The sequence below is a fragment of the Pseudoalteromonas sp. P80D2 genome (assembly GCF_036680945.1).
GTDB classification, from domain to species: domain Bacteria; phylum Pseudomonadota; class Gammaproteobacteria; order Enterobacterales; family Alteromonadaceae; genus Pseudoalteromonas; species Pseudoalteromonas shioyasakiensis.
In genome coordinates this window covers 77,125-94,769 of sequence record NZ_JAZDAR010000035.1, presented here as the reverse complement: position 1 = coordinate 94,769, position 17,645 = coordinate 77,125, and the positions used below count along the sequence as shown (strand labels likewise).

The following is a 17,645-nucleotide window of genomic DNA, read 5'->3' as shown; positions in this document are numbered from 1 at the left end:
AAGTAATTTTACCTGAATATTTTAAGTTATTGATAAATAACATATATGAACAAGAAATTATGAATCTTATTGAGTCCTTTCTATTTGCTTTTAAATTCAGGAAAATATGCATCAAGAAATCGTGCTTCAGGGCACATTCATTTTTGGACACTGAGTCAATGTTACAAAAAACAATAAAAATGTTGCTGTTATCGACACCAGTTATTTCTGCGGTGTTAAGTAACCCAGCTAATGCATGGGGTCAGAATGGTCATCGAATTATTGGTGAAATTGCATCTAAGCATATTACAGACACCACCAAGCAAGCATTAGTTCCTTTACTTGATGGTGATTCTTTACCACAGGTAGCAACGTGGGCTGATGAAATGCGTTCTGCTCCAGAAAAATTCTGGCAAAAGAAATCTTCGCGCTGGCATTACATTAACTTTAAAGAAGGTGATGCCAAACCACATTACGAATCACATGCCCACCATAATAAAGAAACCGTGTCAGACATCCTCGAAGGCATGGAATATTCAATCTCAGTATTACAAAACCAAAAAGCTTCTCTAGGTGAAAAACAGTTCGCACTGCGTTTTTTAGTTCACCTTGTTGGTGATAGCCATCAACCTTTTCATGCCGGTCGCGGTGAAGATCGTGGCGGCAACAATATTTCTGTCACATTCTTCGGTCAAGATACCAATTTACATAGCTTATGGGACACAAAACTCATTGAAAATGAAAATTTGTCCTATACTGAGTTTGCGCAATTTATAAATACAACAAATCAAGCGTTAATAACGGACTATCTTGCCAGTTCACCTAGCGATTGGTTAATCGAATCAAATAACATTGCAAACTCTCTGTATAAAGAAAATGAAACAAACGTAAGTTATAGTTATATCTATAAAAACTTACCGATTGTTAAAACTCGCCTACAACAAGGCGGGATAAGATTGGCAGGTTTATTAAATAATCTATTTGATAAATCAGCAAAACCGTTAGTAAAGGCACTTAAGATGCCAACTGACAGCAAACTATAAATGAAACATAACCTCTAACACGGGAAATAACATAATGAAAATCCAACTCCGCAAAACAGCTCTATCACTTGCTATTGCAGCATGTGTTGGTGTGAGTGGTGCAGCGTTAGCAAATGAAACAACATCTGCTATCAAGGGTCAAATCAAAGGTCCTAGCGGCAACCCTGCTGCAGGCACTAAGATTACTATCGTTCACTTACCTTCAGGTTCAACTAAAGAAACTGAAACGAACGATGCGGGTTACTTCACAGCAAAAGGCCTACGTGTAGGTGGTCCTTACCGCGTTGTTGTAGATTCTGACGTATTCGCAGATCAAACATTCAACAACATCAACCTACAAGTGGGTGCTGACTACCCAGTTAATGTTACGTTAGAGAGACAATCTGATGTAGAACAAATCGTAGTTACTGGTCGTCCTATCAGCCGTATGTCTGGTGGTACAGGTCCTGCTGCAACGTTTACTCTTGAAGATTTAGAAAACCAACCAGCTATCAACCGTGACTTAAAAGATATCGTTCGTATCGACCCACGTGTAACAATCGATGATAGCCGCGGTTCAATCAACTGTGGTGGTGGTAACCCACGTTTCAACAGCTTAACGCTAGACGGCGTTCGTATGAACGATAACTTCGGTTTAAGCTCTAACGGTTACCCTACAATCCGTGCTCCTTTCTCTTTTGATTCAATCGAACAGGTTGCAGTTGAACTAGCACCTTTTGATGTTCAATATGGTGGTTTCACATCATGTAACATCAACGCTGTTACTAAATCAGGTGGTAACGAAGTACACGGTGGTATGTTCTTCGATTACACAAATGATTCAATGAAAGGCGATAAAATCGAAGGCGAAGACTACGATAACGGTGATTACACCGAAAAACGTTACGGCTTCAATGTTGGTTTACCACTAATTAAAGATAGCCTTTTCTTATTCACATCTTACGAAAAACTTGAAGGTGTAAAACAATACAACTACGGCGGCCTAGACACAGGTAGTGTTACAGCTTCAGACGTTGCACGTGTACAACAAATCGCTCAAGATGTTTACGGTTATGATGCAGGTGGCATGCCATCAAGCGCACCAGTTGAAGATGAAAAAATCTTGGTTAAGTTAGACTGGAATATCAACGATGACCACCGTGCTAACTTAATCTATAACTATAACGATGGTTTTACACTGTCTCAGTCAGATGCTTACAGCAACACTGTTACTTTAGATAATCACTTCTTCAAGCAAAGTGCTGAATTTACATCGATCATTGGTTCACTTTACTCAGATTGGTCTGATGAATTTTCAACTGAAATTCGTTTAGGGAAATCAGAATTAGATCAGACTGTTCGCTCTTTAGATGCTGCAAGTAGCTTCGGTGAAATGCAAATTCGTACAGAAGACGGCGGTACTATTTATATCGGTCCAGATGATTCTCGTCAATCTAATGCTCTTAGCTACGAAACAGTGACAGCAAAAATTGCGGGTACATACTACCTTGATCAACACACTATTACCGCTGGCTACGAGTTTGAAGAGTTAGACGTATTCAACCAATTCGTTCAGCATACTCAAGGTGAGTGGCGCTTTAAATCTGTAGACGATTTTGAGGCTGGTTTTGCAGACCGTGTTTACTACAACAACGCTGCTGGAACTAACGATCCTACTGATGCAGCAGCTAACTTCTCATACGCTCAACATACTTTATATGTTCAAGATGAGTACAGCTTTACAGATTTAGATGCAACATTAACGTTTGGTCTTCGTTACGACAAATACACAAGTGACGACAAACCTAACTACAATGAAAACTTTACAAACCGTTACGGTTTCAGCAACCAAGGTACATTCGACGGCATCGATTTAATTCAACCACGTGTTGGTTTTGAGTGGTACGCAACAGATGCACTAGAAGTACGTGCAGGTGTTGGCCTATTCTCAGGTGGTAACCCGAACGTTTGGTTATCTAACTCATACTCGAATGATGGTATCACTAACATTGGTACATCAATCAGAGGTGGTGTTGACCTATTTTCTACGCCAAACGTGAACGGCGGCACACCAGGTTACGAAGTACCACAAAGCCTTTACGATCAAGTTGCAAACACAGTCATTGGTTCAGGTGATTCATCAGTAAACGCTGTTGACCCAGACTTCGAAATGCCATCAGAGTGGAAATACTCAGTAGGTGCAACATACACAACTGAAGATGAGTATGTATTCTCACTAGATTACTTATTCACTAAACGTAAAGATGCTGCTTTCCTAGAAGATATCGCGTTACAAGATTCTGGTGAAACAACATTTGATGGTCGCCCAATTCTTGAGTCTAAAGAAGGCCGTAGCGGTGACTTATTACTTACAAACGTAAGTGGTGACAGCGGTGAGTCTCATGTTATCTCAGCAGCAATGAGCAAACGTTTTGATAACGGTATTAGCGTACAACTAGCTTATGCTTACACTGACTCAACTGATGTTAACCCTATGACTAGCTCGGTAGCGAGCTCAAACTACGGTAACTTAGCGACATACGATCCAACTAACCCAGGTGCACACACATCTGATTATGAGATCCCACATCGCTTTACCATGACATTAGGTTACACAACTGAGTTGTTTGATGGTTACAACACTCGTTTCAACCTATTCAGCGAAACATACAAAGGTCTTCCTTACAGCTACACGTTTGATGATTCAGACTATGATGTTTGGGGTGATAGCAACTCAAACGGCGGTCGTCAGCTAATGTATATCCCTGAAGTGAATGACCCTAACGTTGTTTACGACATGACTCCTGAAGAAGTAACTGAGTTTAACGAGTGGATTTCTGCTCAAGGCTTAGCTCGTGGTGAAATCTCTGGTCGTAACCGTCAAAATGCTGATTGGTTCACTAAAGTTAACTTCAAGATGACTCAAGAGTTACCTGGTTTCATGCCTGGTCATAAAGGTGAAGTGTTCTTCGTTATCGATAATTTAACAAACATGTTAAACGATGACTGGGGCGTACTTAAGAAAGGTAGCTTTGTTGGTAACAGCATGGTTACTGTAGAGCTTGATGACCAAGGTCGTTATGTATACTCAGACTTCAACCCTAACAATGGTAAAACTGCAACACAAAGCAGCGCATCAGTTTGGGAAATGCGTGTAGGTGTACGTTACACATTCTAATAACGAGTTAACCTTGTTATAAAACAAAAGCCCGCCCCTACTGGCGGGCTTTTTACTGAAGAGTGCAATCCCTATTATAATCATCCGCAGAATTATTCAATAAAATAAAACAATACCTTAAGACTATTTATAATGGGTCATTAATAATAAAATAAAAAATAACACCCATTTTAAGCGAATAATTTAAATAACCAATATAGCAATAAATCACGACTTCCATTTAACAAATAATAACTTGAAATTAAATAGATCTTAGATTAGATTACAAATTAACCAGTATTAACTTTGAGGATATTAAGATACTTGCGTTAACATTAAAAACATTCATTATTTAAAAGGACAAAAACATGAATTATATTAAATCGTTATTAATTAGCTCTGTCTTTATTTCAACTTATATATTTGCACAGTCTGATAGCTATGTAGTCGATAATGTTGTAGTTTTCCCAAATGCATTTAATACAACTGAGGCTGAATTTTTTAGTGGTTTTCCATATGAAGTTAATGGAACTGGTTCACTTGCTATTTGGGGGTTTGACAGAGCTTCAAATATGCGAGCTTACTTAAGCTACGTTGATATTTATCAAGATGAATTAGAACGAGATATTTTACATCAAGAAGTCTCTAGGGCAGAAAGAGTTGCCTGCCCAATGAATGAAGATAGAACAGATAATAAAGCGTATATGGTTGTAACTTTCACGGATTTAAGCTTTAGACTCCCCGATCAAACCCGCTACTCACATTTTTATAACGGCGATGTAGTAGGCGGAACTGATTGGAATAACAATGGGGAAATAGATGTTCTCGAAAACATATCAGAACTTAGTCTCCATGTCCAATTTGGTCAACGTTATCCTAGCGTTTGTAATATAACATTACGATAAGTAATAATAGCTTTGATTAACTTAACATTAATCAAAGCTACGCCATTATTGTGAATAAACTGCAAGTGGGTGTGTTGTGTTAATAGAAACATGCACTGCATCACCTGGGCGTACCATCACTTCATGGCTAACACGGCTTGTCACTACAGTATCACATGCTAATTTAACCGCGCATAAGCGACTGCCACCTTCGTAACGTACCCATGTCACTTTACCATTACTGGTAGTAGCATTTTGAATAAGGTGAACATCATCAGGGCGAAGTAATACATCAACCTTCGCGGTATCATGATCAACTTTAATCGCTGGTGCATTGCCTAAATCAGTGGTGGCGATATCACCTTCACAATTACCGGCAATGAAACTTGCTTCACCTAAGAAGCGCGCTACAAAGCGATTGCTTGGTAAGCTAAAGCAGCGTTCAGGGGTATCGATTTGCTGAATAATGCCTTCTTTTAATACGCCAACACGGTCACCAACAGATAAGGCTTCTTCTTGGTCATGGGTTACCCAAATTGCAGGAACACCTGCATCTTTTAATGCATTACGAATATCCCAACGTAGGGTGTCTTTTAAAGCCGCATCTAAGTTTGATAAAGGCTCGTCAAGCAATACAAAGTCAGGTTCGTGAGCCAATGTACGCGCAAGGGCTACACGCTGCTTTTGACCACCTGATAAAGTAGCAGGCTTTTTATTACGAAAAGCTTCAAGACCCAGTAATTTAATCCAATGATCTGCTTTTGAGGTATCGGTTAATCTAAAGCAAATATTTTGCTGAACTGTTAAATGCGGAAATAACGCAAAGTCTTGAAATACCATACCCACTTTACGTTTTTCTGGTGGTACTTTTAACTTTGGGGTAGCTCGCCATGAGCCTAAATTAATTTCTCCTTCGCTGATAGGAATAAGCCCAGCTAACGCTTGTAAAATTGTACTTTTACCACAGCCAGTTGGACCAACTAGCATGAGGATCTCACTTTCCCCAAGTGATAAGTTAAGTTCACTTACCACACGATTGCTACCATAATCGATAGACAGCTTACTAACTGATAGCATTAAACTGATCCTTAATGTTCTAATTGACTGCGCTTTTCGCCTGAGAGCATTATAGCTAAGCCACATGCTGATATCACTACTAACAAGAGCCCAGGTATTGCAGCGCGACCGAAATAACCGGCTTCATAAACACGCCATAAATAAGTTGATAGGGTTTCAAACCCTGTTGGGCCGAGTAACAATGTTGCTTCAAGCTCTCGCATTGATTCTAAAAATACCAAGGCTGCACCAGCAATGATACCGCGTAGGGTTAAAGGCAAGGTAATACGCATAAATGCTTCACGAGGGCTTGCGCCTAATACGCGTGCTGATTTAATTAAACTCGAATCTAAGTGTTCTGTGCTGGTACGCACTGAGCCAACTGCCAGCGGTAAAAATCGCAGCACATAGGCAATCACTAATAATGCCAGAGTTTGGTATAAAAGCGGTAATTGCAGGCCACCATAAACCAGTGCAGTTCCCATCACTATACCCGGAATACCAAATCCGAAATAAGTGACTCGTTCCATAATGCGCCCTACTTTACCGCTTAAGGCAGCATGCGCTACAGGTACTGCAACAACAACAGCAACAATAGCCGCAATACCAGATGCATAAGCAGAATTCCACGCAATGCTGAAATCAAAATCAGCAACACCATCACGGGCAAGCCAAAGGGTAAAAATGGCTAACGGCAAACAAATAGCCAATAATAAAACTGGTAGAAAAGTCACTAGCATTGCTAACTTTTGACCGTTTGATGGAAATAACATTAGCGGTCTACCGTGGCGCTCAGAAGCTGTTTTAATTTGTGATTCGATGAACAGTAAAAAGCCTACTATCACCATTAATTGTAGCGATAACATCGCTGCTCGGCTTAAGCCAAAGGCGTTATATTCAACATAGATCACGCGGGTAAAGGTATCTAAGCGCATCATCGCCGGTGTACCGAAGTCTGATAAGGTATAAAGCGCAACCAGTAATGAGCCCGCTGCTATACCGTTTATTACACGTGGTAATATGACTTTAAACACACTCATTGGCATCGACATACCTAAAGTGCGAGCCGCGTTTACCATGCTGGCATCTAGACTAAGTAAAGACGAACGCGTTGTAAGCATTACAAATGGAAACGTGTATAGCGTCATTACAATGGCAGCACCCGTTAAGCCATACATAGGCGGAGTTTCAAAGCCTAACAGCTGATTAATTTCACCACCGGGGCCAAAAGCTGCATATAAAGTAAACGCACCAATATAGCTTGGAATAGCAAGTGGAGCTGCAAACAAAACAAGCCAAAGCTTTTTAAAAGGAAGTTGAACATAGGCACTAATAAACGCCAGAGGCACGCCAATTAAAATAGAGCCTAAAACAGTTAACACCATAAGTGATAAAGTGTTACCTAGAATTTTTAAATTGTGACTATCAAAAACAGCCGTCGCATCACTGGCTAAAGTGATCAGAATATAAACTGGCACTAACGCCAAAAGCGCTGCAAGCAGCGCCATGGGATAAGAAGCAGGTATGCGCATTATAAAACACCGCTACTGCGCATAAGGTCGAGTGTTGGCCTTAAATCTGCCAATTGAGTTAAATCGATTTTCGGCGGTGACACATCCGTTAAGGCTGGTAATCCAGCGGGCTGGTCAATACCTTGGATCAATGGAATTTCGTAGGCTTCACGTGCTAAGTAGCTTTGTACTTCTGAACTTAGTAAGTAGCGCATAAAGTTCATTGCGTTCGGGTTATCTGTCAGCGATAACACACCTGATGCATTAACTAAACAACCGGCATCTTGATTGGTAAAAGCAAGATCAAGGTTTGCATCTGGTTTACCTGATTTAAGACGTAACGTGTAATAATGATTTGCAAAACCAATATCCACTTCACCACGTTCAACGGCCATCACTACGCCAAGCTCGCCGGCATAGGTTTTCGAACGTTTTTGAACTTTCTTAAGCCATTTAGCCGTTTTATCTTCACCTTCAAGAATACGCATTGCCGTGACAAATGATTGGAAAGAAGCATAAGCAGGTGCCCAACCAATTGATAAATCGCTATCGGCAATAGCCATTATGCTATCTGGGATCTGATCTTTTGATAAACGCTTAGTGTTGTAAGGTAATGTACGAATACGACCTGTCACTGGTGCCCAGCCTGGATAGCGGAACTGAGGTTGTAATTGCGCTTCTAAGTCACTTGGTAGTGGTTTAGCTAAACCTGCGTCTGTTACTAAGCCAATCGCACCTGAGTCAACGGCCCAAAATAAATCAGCACGTTTAACACCCGCTTTCGCTTCAGCCACAATCATGTTGGCAAGTGCAGCAGTTGGACCACGGCGAATTGATAAATTAAGTTTTGGGTTTTTCTTTTGGATTGATTGCAGTACGTTTTCGTACAAACCACCTTCACCACGGCCTAAATATAAGGTTAAGTCACCCTCTAGGGCGGGTAAGTCTTTCACTGAAATAGGGCTTGCAGCAGAGGCTGCAAAGGCACGAGAAAGAGGTAGCGGCATTGCGCCCACTACCCCAAACGCAGCCAGGCCTTGAATAAAGGTCCTACGCTTCACTAAAATACATCCTTACGTGCTTTTTCGGCTTCTTCTAGTAACACCTTAGCGCGATCTAGTTTTTCTTGCATATCAACAACCACTGCACGTACTTGGTCAACAGACCCTTTATCAGAAATAGCTTTAGGCAGGGTTACGTTAAAATCTTTTTCGAGAACTTCTACTAACTTCGCATCTTTTTCGATAAGTGTACCTTCAACACCTTCGAATAAGTGAAGGTAAGTATCGTGTACAATTTGCGTTGCTTCATCGCTTAAACGTTCTGCGTATTTTGCAACAACACGGTCTAATTTATGTTTGATCTCATCGATAGTAGCGCTTTGCGTCATTGTTTCAGAAGCAGTTGCTTTTACAGCTTTTAATAAGCCTTTTTGCTGGAAGTCGGCAGCAAGTTTAACAGCTCCAAGACCCTGCCACAAGGCAGCATTTAAGGCCTTTTGGTGCTCACGTACTTCGCTTGCTGGTTTTTTGTCATCAATGGCCATTTTGATACCATAAATGCCTTGCCAGATTGATGCATAAACCGGTACATAATTCGTTTCAATCGCACTGTGAAACTTTACTGATTCCCAGTATTCAATTAAATCATCGCTTTTAACTGCTTTTGCGCCTTTTGTTTCATAATCGGTAACCATGGTGTCAACTTTACCGATCATCCACTCAACGTCTTCTGAGTAATCTTTTAAATTTTCTTTTAGATGATTAACGTGCTCACCAATTGGGCCATTTGCCAATACAGGTTGGGCAATAAAAGTAGATGCTAATACTAGGCTAAGACCTAGTGTTTTAACGGTGTTTAACGCTAATTTCATAGGGGGGACATCCAAGTTTCTAATTGTAAATGATAGCCATTATCATATACGTATCGATTGTCTAAATCAATTGCTATAAAGCCTTGATTACAGAATTACACATTTTTATTTAAGTGATTGGAAAGCTTACTAAGAGTGTTCATAAATTGTTTAAGTTCTCGGCTACCTAAGTCGCTCACTAAACCTGCTTGCCACTCATTTGCTAATGGCACAATTTGCTCATGCAAACGGTTCCCCTCAACGGATAGTGATAACAAACTTGCGCGTTTATCCTTAGGGTTTTCTTTGGCTATTATAAGGTTTCTTGTCAATAGCGACTTTACTGCACGAGACACCGTTGATTTATCCATTTGTGCCATATCACATAATTCTTTGGCAGTACGCTCACCATATTGCGCCAAATTCGCAATTATCCGCCATTGTGGCACCGTTAAATCGAACTGCTGTTGATATAGCTCACTAAACTGCTCACTCATTTGCATTGCAATATTGGTTAATGAATAAGGTAAGAACTGTTTTAAATCGAGCGTTGTTTTATTATCTGTCTTCATGGCTGCACTACTGTCAAAGAATATTTACACAAGTAAATTCAGTGTAGTTTGAATTTAGTCTCACATGAGAGTATCTTACCTAAAACCTTTCAGGAGTCTAGTGATGAATAACGAATTACAATATATGACAGGCTTTGGTAATGAATTTGAAACCGAAGCATTACCCGGTGCATTACCTATCGGTCAATTCAGCCCGCAAAAAGTTAAATACGATTTATATGCTGAGCAGTTCAGCACAACGGCATTTACAGCGCCCCGTGCTGATAACCGTCGTACTTGGTTTTACCGCATTCGCCCGTCAGTAATACAAGGTGATTACACGCCAATTGATAATGGCCTTATTCGCACCGCTCCTATTACAGAAGTGCCAACACCACCGACAATGCTACGTTGGGATCCAATTGAAATTCCAGAACAACCAACTGATTTTATAGATGGTTTAGTCACTATGGCTGCCAACGGTAGTGCCAATGCACAAACAGGTATTGGTATTCATATTTATGTCGCTAATAAATCAATGCAACACCGTTACTTTTATAATGCTGATGGTGAAATGTTATTTGTGCCGCAACAAGGTGAGCTATTACTTAGAACCGAGTGCGGGCAACTAACCGTTCGTGCAGGAGAAATTGCCGTAATTCCTCGTGGCATTAAGTTCGCTGTTGATTTGCTCACCGATACAGCACGTGGCTACATCTGTGAAAACTATGGCCATGCCTATATTTTACCAGAGCGCGGCCCAGTGGGTGCCAATGGTTATGCAAATGACCGTGACTTCCACTACCCTGTAGCAGCTTTTGAAGATGTAGAAGGTGATTTCGAACTCGTTGCTAAATTCAATGGCAATATGTTCCGTTGTGATATTGGTCACTCGCCATTAGATGTGGTTGCTTGGACGGGTAATAGTGCACCTTACAAGTATGACCTTGCTCGATTCAATGTTATGAATACAGTAAGTTACGATCACCCAGATCCATCAATCTTTACTGTATTAACATCACCATCGGGTACAGAAGGTGTCGCTAATATCGATTTTGCTATCTTCCCTCCACGTTGGATGGTGGCTGAGAACACTTTCCGCCCACCTTATTACCATCGTAATATTATGAGTGAGTTTATGGGCTTAATCGAAGGTGTGTACGATGCCAAAGAGCATGGCTTTGTACCAGGTGGTTCTAGCTTGCATAACTGTATGTCGCCACATGGTCCAGAAGCCGATGTATTCGAAAAAGCATCAAATGCTAAGCTTGAACCACAACGCTACGAAAACACCTTGGCATTTATGTTCGAATCGCGTTACGTTATTTCACCAACTAAATATGCCCTTGAAGGTAAAGAGCGTCAGCCTAACTACACAGATTGTTGGCGCACTATTAAAAAACATTTCACAGGTAAACAGGACGTATAATGAAACTTTATAGCTATTTTCGTTCATCAGCTGCATACCGAGTTCGCATTGCGCTTAATTTAAAGAACATTGATCACGAGTTGGTGACGGTTAATTTATTAAAATCAGAGCAACAAAGCGACGAGTACCTAGCTAAAAACCCACAAGGGTTATTGCCTGCACTTGAAACTGAGCAAGGTGTACTTGCGCAATCGCTGGCTATTTTAGAGTGGCTAGAAGAAACTCACCCAGAAACACCGTTACTAACGGGTGATGCATGGCAAAAAGCTCAGATCCGTAATTTATGTTACGCAGTAGCGTGCGATATCCACCCTATCGATAATTTGCGTGTATTAAAGTATTTGGCTAACGATCTTGGTGTTGATGAAGAAGCAAAAACGACCTGGTATAAGCATTGGGTAGAAGTGGGCTTTGAGAGTATCGAAAAGCTACTTGATGAAGCGAACACTTTTTGTGTGGGCAACAAACCAACGCTTGCTGATGTGTGCTTAGTGCCGCAAGTATTTAATGCCTTGCGCTTTAAAGTTGATATGACCAAGTACCCTAAAATTGCTGCGGTATATGAGCAATGTAATAAGCTTGATGCCTTTATAGATGCTGCACCACAAAATCAGCCAGATGCAATTTAAGCTTTAAGATTTGTAGTTAAAAAGGCCCGAACACTTCGGGCCTTTTTTATTTTTTATCTAAGCGCTGAGTTAATCACACTCACATGGTTAATTAAATCGAGCCCTAAGTCGGTTAAGTAGCCCCCATCAGGACTATCTGTAATACCTTTATCATAAAGACGTTTTGCTGCATCTTTAATTGAGCTTTCGGCATCGGAATGAATTTTAATTCCCTGCATTTGAGAGTTGCGAGGAAATTTTGCAAGCAGGGTAAGTTCGTCGATCATATTTTTATCAAATTGCATGTGTTCACCTTTTTATTATTTATTCCTTGTCATAAGCTTAGTGTAGTTATACAGATCTGCCCAACGGGAGGCGCATTTTGTTAAAGAAAATTTTACTGTTAAGTACTTTGTTTACTTTAGGGTTTCTAAACCAAGCGCTAGCAAAGGAAAAACCACTAATTGTGCTTGATGGTCAAGAGGCATTAAACAATCAAAAAGTGTGTTGGTATGAAAATAAACGCTATACCGAAGGTGCGTATATTGCCGTTGGTGATATTAGGTTAATTTGCACTGCTAAACAGCCTAATTTTTCAAACAGTGATTTGGCTTGGCTCAGACTAAATGCTAATGGCGAGATTATTTACCCTAAACAACCGAAAACGATTCACGTCAATTAGCTTAAAACGCACAGATAGGGTACTATTGCGCGGTTGCAAACAACCTAAGATTTATCATGGACAATCAACCAAATAATCCGTTACATGGCGTTAAATTAGCCGACATCGTTACTAAACTTGAAGAAAAACTTGGTTGGGAAGGTATGGCAGCGCACGTCGATGTACGCTGCTTTCAAAATGACCCAAGTGTAAAGTCGAGTCTTAAATTTTTACGAAAGACCCCTTGGGCACGAGAAAAAGTAGAGCAGTTATATATTGATACCTTTATCGATAATGACCAAGCTGATGATGGCACTTTCCAATGGAAAAGCATCAAAAAGTAACCACTTAATCTTCAGCTGCTACAATCACCGAAAGCGATTTCGGTGATATCTCCACCTCTAGTTTATCTGCAGTTTTCACTTCACCATCAATAACATAGCTCAACCCTTTTTCTGCGCTTACTGTCACTCGTTTAGCATTTGTGTGGTGACTGTTAATAGCAAAACTAGTTTGTGTAATACTCGAGAACACTAACTCCGCAATACTTAAAGTACTCGCTTTAGAATCGGCACTAGGTGTTAGCCAGTTAACATCCAGTAAACCATCTTGGTGATCTGGCTGACCTGCAGATTGAGCAAGTAAAGTAGTAAATGGCGCGGCGTTGGCGATGATTAAACTGGTGGTATTGATTATTTGCTCATCGTTATTATCAAGAGTAACAACATAGTCTTGCGCTTCATGCTCACCTAATGCTTGCCAAAATCCTTGTAAATAAGCTAATTGCCCAGACTCATTTTTAGCATCACGATGGGCTTTTTCAATCATCTTTTGTTCAAAACCAATCCCTGCTAGTAATAACATACGCTCGCCATTACATACAGCGGTATCTATCCGACTCGCCTGCCCTTCAATTATTAGCTCACACGCCTGCTCTACCGGAATAAGCTTCGATTGTATACCCATCAACACATGAGCGAGGGCATTGGCAGTACCTAAAGGAATAATACCCAGTTTACAGTCTGTATTAACAAGTACACTTGCCACCTCTGTTACTGTGCCATCGCCACCGCAGGCGATGACTACATCAGGGTTCAATTCAAGTGCTTCTTTGGCTAACTCAGTACCATTTACCTGCTCTGACGTGGTGTAAACAGTTAAATCGTAATACTCAGACAAACGAGATGTAATTTGCTTACGTTTAGCTTCCCACAGTTTTGTGCCAGAAACAGGATTAGCAATGAGCACAGCTTTATTTTTGATTAGTAAGTCACCTCTACGATGGCGACGCACAAGATGACGCAGCTGGCGCTTGTTTAAATTTGCAGTTTCTCGTGTCTCTTTAATTTGTGCGAGTACTTGGTGCACATCGGCATCTTTGTTTTGGCTAAGTAAGTAAGCTGCCATCACAAATACTGAACGGCCACGCCCTAAAGCGCAATGAACTACAACACGTCTATCTGCTTTTACTTGATGGTCAATCCAATTAATCGCTTGGTGTAGTTGCGCGCGTGTTGGCACGCTATGATCAAGAACAGGGATATTTAAATAACGAATATTCTCTTGCGTAGAAGACCATTCAAGGCCATCAAACTCGCAAGTTACATCTAAAATAGCTGTAATACCCATTTCTTTCATGGTGTCTATATCTGAAGGAAATAAACGACAGGCTAAAAATAAATGCTCATTAATTTGTTGTAATGGTGGCACTTTGTCGTGTTTTCTCGACCAAGCATTGTAAAGTTGTGCACCCAATAAAAATGGAATAAAAGCCCAACGAATATAGATAGGAATAACGCCATTTTCACGTTTTCTAAAAATACGTGCGATATTAAAAAAATATGCACCACTAACCAAAAGTAACGACAAAGCCGTCCAATAAAAAAACAGCGCAAAGTAAACAGTTTCTACCCGAATAGCCGCAATTATAAATACAATCGCTAAAGCTAAGTAACTAAATGCTGCCCACATAATCACTCCTTGTTATTCTAATTGCATACTACGTTGCAAGTTTCACTCCAGTAAAAGCCGTTATATTACCCCTACTGGCTATTTAAAATCAGTAACTTAGCATTTATAAAAAAGCTTACCATTTTAGTTTAGGACATTTTTTCACAATTTTATGAATAACTTACAATAATTTACATAGAACCAATTGCATAGATTTGCCAAGTACTCTTTCCCTGCTAGTCTAAGTTAAAAGCCATGCCTAATAATCACAGGTTTTTAGTAGAGCTTTCGTCAAAAATTTAAATCAACCCGAGCATAATTCGTTATGAAATACGATGACCAAACGCTACTTAATTTACTTGCAGCAGAATATGTTTTAGGCACTTTACATGGCCATGCCCGTGATAGATTTAGCCGCTTAATGCGTACCTCTCCTCAAGCCCGATACGCAACCTCATTATGGCAAAGACATATAAAAAACCTAGAAAACGCGATTGAATCTAACCCACCTGATCAGCAAGTTTGGGATAAAATAACAAAACGGATTGACCCACTATTTCTACCAACACAGAAGAAAGCAAAAGACCCTAACTTTGGAATATTTAAGGCTTGGGCTGCTATTGCAACAGCGGTTTGTATTGTGTTGGTATTAATTACTTGGCAACCGCAAGAGTCGTTTAGTGATAAAATCAATCACTCGGTAATGTTTTATGACTCAGCAAATAATCCAGTTTGGAATTTAGAAATAAGCGATCACAGTATTTTACTTAAAGCAGCTAGCGGCATGAGTTTGCAAACTGATTATGATTACCAGTTGTGGATCCGTTTAAAAAACTACCCCAACGCCATCCCTATTGCTTTATTACCAAAAACAGATAGCAAAGAAATTGCCCGAAACGCAATATTTAAACCAAAAGATATCACTTTACTTGCAATAAGCCGTGAACCAATTGGCGGCTCACAATCAGGTAGCCCAAGTGAAATTATTTATACAGCCGTACTCGATGCGAACAAATCATACACAGACTAGAAACAATATATAAATACGAGCAAAGCCAGTATTTCTAAGATAGATGACCTAGTCGATAAACCTTTGTACTTGCTATAGTTACAGCCTCTTTTTACTTATATTAAAAGAAATGGGGTCATTCGAGTATCAGACTTGTCTGCCTGTATTATCTTAGGAATAAAAATGAAAAAGTCGTTGTTGTTTACGCTATTTCTATTAATTTTTAGCTCTATCTGTCACGCCCACCAGCAAAGCACCGCTTATCTTAATTTAGAACAACAAACGAGCGATAAGCTATTGCTAGTAGGCTCTTGGCAAGCCTCGGTGAATGATCTCGATAAAGCAGTAAACTTCGATAAAAATCAGGATAATGTAATTACATGGCATGAAATTACATCACAGCAGCAAGCAGTATTAGACTATCTAAATAGCCATTTTAATGTGTTACAACAAAATCAAAGCTGCAAGGTCACGGTTGATGGTGCACTTAGTATAGATAACCACTTTAATCAGTCGTATATCCATGTGCCCCTACAAGTTGATTGTCCATCTGATAGTTCTATAACAGTTAATTACACAGCCCTATTTGATATAGATGAGCATCATCAAGCAATTGCCGCCATTGCTAAATCAAGCCGCGTATTTGAACAAAATACGGCAAAACAAGTTATAAACTTTAAAGAGCAAAGCTTCACCACAACGTTTATTGAATATGTACATCAAGGCATATTACATATTTGGATGGGCACAGATCATATTTTGTTCTTAATCGCGCTATTGCTGGGCTGTGTGTTAGTTCGTAAGCAAGGCGAGTGGCAACGTGTCGAGTCTAAAAAACAAATTCTAATTGATACAGCTTGGATCATCACCGCTTTTACACTTGCTCACTCACTTACCCTAACAGCAACGGCAATGAATATCATATCGCCAAACACCCGATGGGTAGAATTAGGTATCGCGCTTTCTGTATTATTTGCTGCAATAAATAATATTTGGCCAATGATTATGCGTTTAGGCTGGATCACATTCTGTTTTGGTCTATTACACTGTATGGGGTTTGCGAGTGTTTTAGGTGAGCTTGGTTTGTCAAATGAATACCAGCTAATGAGTATTTTAGCCTTTAATTTAGGGGTTGAGATTGGTCAACTGGTTATTTTAGCAATCTGTTTACCACTGCTAATGCTACTTAGAAATAACACTTGGTACAAAAAAGCTATTATGCCAGCAGGCTCAGTGGTAATTGCCATTATGGCAATCCAATGGTCTATAGAGCGCTTTTAATAAGCGCTTTATTCAAAGGGTAACAACAAGGTTTTCATTGTTGGACGTAGCGCTTTAAGTAACTCATGAATATCTAAATCTGGGTTGAGCATTTTACGCAGTAACAGGCCACCCATTACTGAAAACATCACTTCAATACGGGCATTCACTTCTTCAAGTGCTGTGCCTTGTAATGGCCCTCTTTCACCCACTAATAATTCACGCATAGAATCACGAGCGTGGCTATCTGACTCTCGTAATAAGTTAGCCACTTTTTCATTACGAGCAGCTTCGGCGAGCATTTCTAAATCAAGCGCACCTTGATTCAAATCGGTATGGCGCTCAACGCCTCTGCCTAGACCATCTAGTAATACAGTGACACGATCGCCAGGTTTATCAGCAAACTCTTTAAAGATTGAGAACATTTCTTCCATATCACGCTCAACAATCGATTCTATAATCGCTTCTTTACTGGCGAAGTAATTGTAGATGTGGCCAGCACTCATACCCGCGGTTTTAGAAATTTCGGCCATTCCCGCGCCATGATAACCCTTACGTCGAAAACAATCCGCTGCGGCACAAAGCACTTGATTACGTCTTGCCTCAGCAAGCGCAGGATCATTGTGTCTTTTCGTTTTTTGCGTCATGGTTTCTCCAAGCTTTACTGACTAGGGTTAACTTTAATTTAAACAAGGTTTACAGGATCTTAATCTTTG

At 40.2% G+C, this 17,645-nt stretch carries 17 protein-coding genes; 9 read left to right on the top strand and 8 right to left on the bottom strand.

Features of this window, described 5'->3' with window-relative positions:
• Nucleotides 1–158 precede the first annotated feature (158 nt).
• From VRK28_RS10090 to VRK28_RS10080, 3 genes are all read left to right on the top strand, one after another.
• Nucleotides 159–1,022 (top strand): S1/P1 nuclease, encoded by an 864-nt coding sequence (locus VRK28_RS10090; RefSeq protein ID WP_062565493.1) that lies wholly within the window; start codon nucleotides 159–161, stop codon nucleotides 1,020–1,022.
• A 34-nt stretch (nucleotides 1,023–1,056) separates the two neighbouring features.
• Nucleotides 1,057–4,179: a TonB-dependent receptor gene (locus tag VRK28_RS10085; protein ID WP_062565494.1), complete on the top strand. Its 3,123-nt coding sequence runs from the start codon at nucleotides 1,057–1,059 to the stop codon at nucleotides 4,177–4,179.
• A gap of 347 nt (nucleotides 4,180–4,526) precedes the next feature.
• Complete coding sequence (locus VRK28_RS10080) at nucleotides 4,527–5,063, top strand: hypothetical protein (RefSeq protein WP_062565495.1); 537 nt, start codon at nucleotides 4,527–4,529, stop codon at nucleotides 5,061–5,063.
• A 45-nt stretch (nucleotides 5,064–5,108) separates the two neighbouring features.
• On the opposite strand, the gene VRK28_RS10075 is transcribed toward VRK28_RS10080, so the two are convergent.
• The 5 genes from VRK28_RS10075 to VRK28_RS10055 all read right to left on the bottom strand — a co-directional run bounded on the left by VRK28_RS10075 (nucleotide 5,109) and on the right by VRK28_RS10055 (nucleotide 10,033).
• Nucleotides 5,109–6,119, bottom strand: a complete 1,011-nt coding sequence (locus tag VRK28_RS10075; protein WP_062565496.1) for an ABC transporter ATP-binding protein — start codon at nucleotides 6,117–6,119, stop codon at nucleotides 5,109–5,111.
• 11 nt (nucleotides 6,120–6,130) lie between these two features.
• Nucleotides 6,131–7,630, bottom strand: a complete 1,500-nt coding sequence (locus VRK28_RS10070) for an ABC transporter permease (protein WP_054552193.1) — start codon at nucleotides 7,628–7,630, stop codon at nucleotides 6,131–6,133.
• Nucleotides 7,630–8,670 carry an extracellular solute-binding protein gene (locus tag VRK28_RS10065; protein ID WP_054563064.1) on the bottom strand — a complete coding sequence of 347 codons (1,041 nt, stop codon included), beginning with the start codon at nucleotides 8,668–8,670 and terminating at the stop codon, nucleotides 7,630–7,632. Before VRK28_RS10065 ends, VRK28_RS10070 begins: the two co-directional genes overlap by 1 nt.
• Complete coding sequence (locus VRK28_RS10060) at nucleotides 8,670–9,482, bottom strand: hypothetical protein (protein WP_062565497.1); 813 nt, start codon at nucleotides 9,480–9,482, stop codon at nucleotides 8,670–8,672. Before VRK28_RS10060 ends, VRK28_RS10065 begins: the two co-directional genes overlap by 1 nt.
• 95 nt (nucleotides 9,483–9,577) lie before the next feature.
• The gene (locus tag VRK28_RS10055) at nucleotides 9,578–10,033 is read right to left on the bottom strand and encodes a MarR family winged helix-turn-helix transcriptional regulator (RefSeq protein WP_332393877.1); all 456 of its coding nucleotides are present in this window, start codon (nucleotides 10,031–10,033) and stop codon (nucleotides 9,578–9,580) included.
• Nucleotides 10,034–10,136: 103 nt separating this feature from the next.
• Between VRK28_RS10055 and hmgA the strand changes: the two genes are divergently transcribed.
• A complete protein-coding gene (hmgA, locus tag VRK28_RS10050; RefSeq protein WP_062565499.1) occupies nucleotides 10,137–11,441 on the top strand; it encodes a homogentisate 1,2-dioxygenase in 1,305 nt (434 codons plus the stop codon).
• Nucleotides 11,441–12,070: a maleylacetoacetate isomerase gene (maiA, locus tag VRK28_RS10045; protein WP_063530108.1), complete on the top strand. Its 630-nt coding sequence runs from the start codon at nucleotides 11,441–11,443 to the stop codon at nucleotides 12,068–12,070. Before hmgA ends, maiA begins: the two co-directional genes overlap by 1 nt.
• 53 nt (nucleotides 12,071–12,123) lie before the next feature.
• On the opposite strand, the gene VRK28_RS10040 is transcribed toward maiA, so the two are convergent.
• Nucleotides 12,124–12,354 carry a TIGR02647 family protein gene (locus tag VRK28_RS10040; protein WP_054563059.1) on the bottom strand — a complete coding sequence of 77 codons (231 nt, stop codon included), beginning with the start codon at nucleotides 12,352–12,354 and terminating at the stop codon, nucleotides 12,124–12,126.
• A 77-nt stretch (nucleotides 12,355–12,431) separates the two neighbouring features.
• Here VRK28_RS10040 and VRK28_RS10035 point away from each other — a divergent pair, with 77 nt between their 5' ends.
• Nucleotides 12,432–12,731 carry a DUF1496 domain-containing protein gene (locus tag VRK28_RS10035; RefSeq protein WP_332393873.1) on the top strand — a complete coding sequence of 100 codons (300 nt, stop codon included), beginning with the start codon at nucleotides 12,432–12,434 and terminating at the stop codon, nucleotides 12,729–12,731.
• 56 nt (nucleotides 12,732–12,787) lie between these two features.
• Nucleotides 12,788–13,054: a VF530 family DNA-binding protein gene (locus VRK28_RS10030; RefSeq protein WP_055198859.1), complete on the top strand. Its 267-nt coding sequence runs from the start codon at nucleotides 12,788–12,790 to the stop codon at nucleotides 13,052–13,054.
• 4 nt (nucleotides 13,055–13,058) lie between these two features.
• Here the strand turns inward: VRK28_RS10030 and VRK28_RS10025 are convergent, their stop codons facing one another.
• Nucleotides 13,059–14,681 carry a diacylglycerol kinase family protein gene (locus VRK28_RS10025; protein WP_332393871.1) on the bottom strand — a complete coding sequence of 541 codons (1,623 nt, stop codon included), beginning with the start codon at nucleotides 14,679–14,681 and terminating at the stop codon, nucleotides 13,059–13,061.
• Between the two features lie 304 nt (nucleotides 14,682–14,985).
• On the opposite strand from VRK28_RS10025, the gene VRK28_RS10020 reads away from it, so the two are divergent.
• Both VRK28_RS10020 and VRK28_RS10015 read left to right on the top strand, forming a co-directional pair.
• Nucleotides 14,986–15,690 (top strand): anti-sigma factor, encoded by a 705-nt coding sequence (locus VRK28_RS10020; RefSeq protein WP_332393870.1) that lies wholly within the window; start codon nucleotides 14,986–14,988, stop codon nucleotides 15,688–15,690.
• Nucleotides 15,691–15,852: 162 nt separating this feature from the next.
• Entirely contained in the window at nucleotides 15,853–16,950 is a 1,098-nt protein-coding gene (locus VRK28_RS10015) for a HupE/UreJ family protein (RefSeq protein WP_332393869.1), read from the top strand.
• A gap of 8 nt (nucleotides 16,951–16,958) precedes the next feature.
• Here VRK28_RS10015 and VRK28_RS10010 read toward each other — a convergent pair whose 3' ends face one another.
• Complete coding sequence (locus VRK28_RS10010; RefSeq protein WP_058584303.1) at nucleotides 16,959–17,576, bottom strand: TetR/AcrR family transcriptional regulator; 618 nt, start codon at nucleotides 17,574–17,576, stop codon at nucleotides 16,959–16,961.
• Between the last annotated feature and the right edge of the window lie 69 nt (nucleotides 17,577–17,645).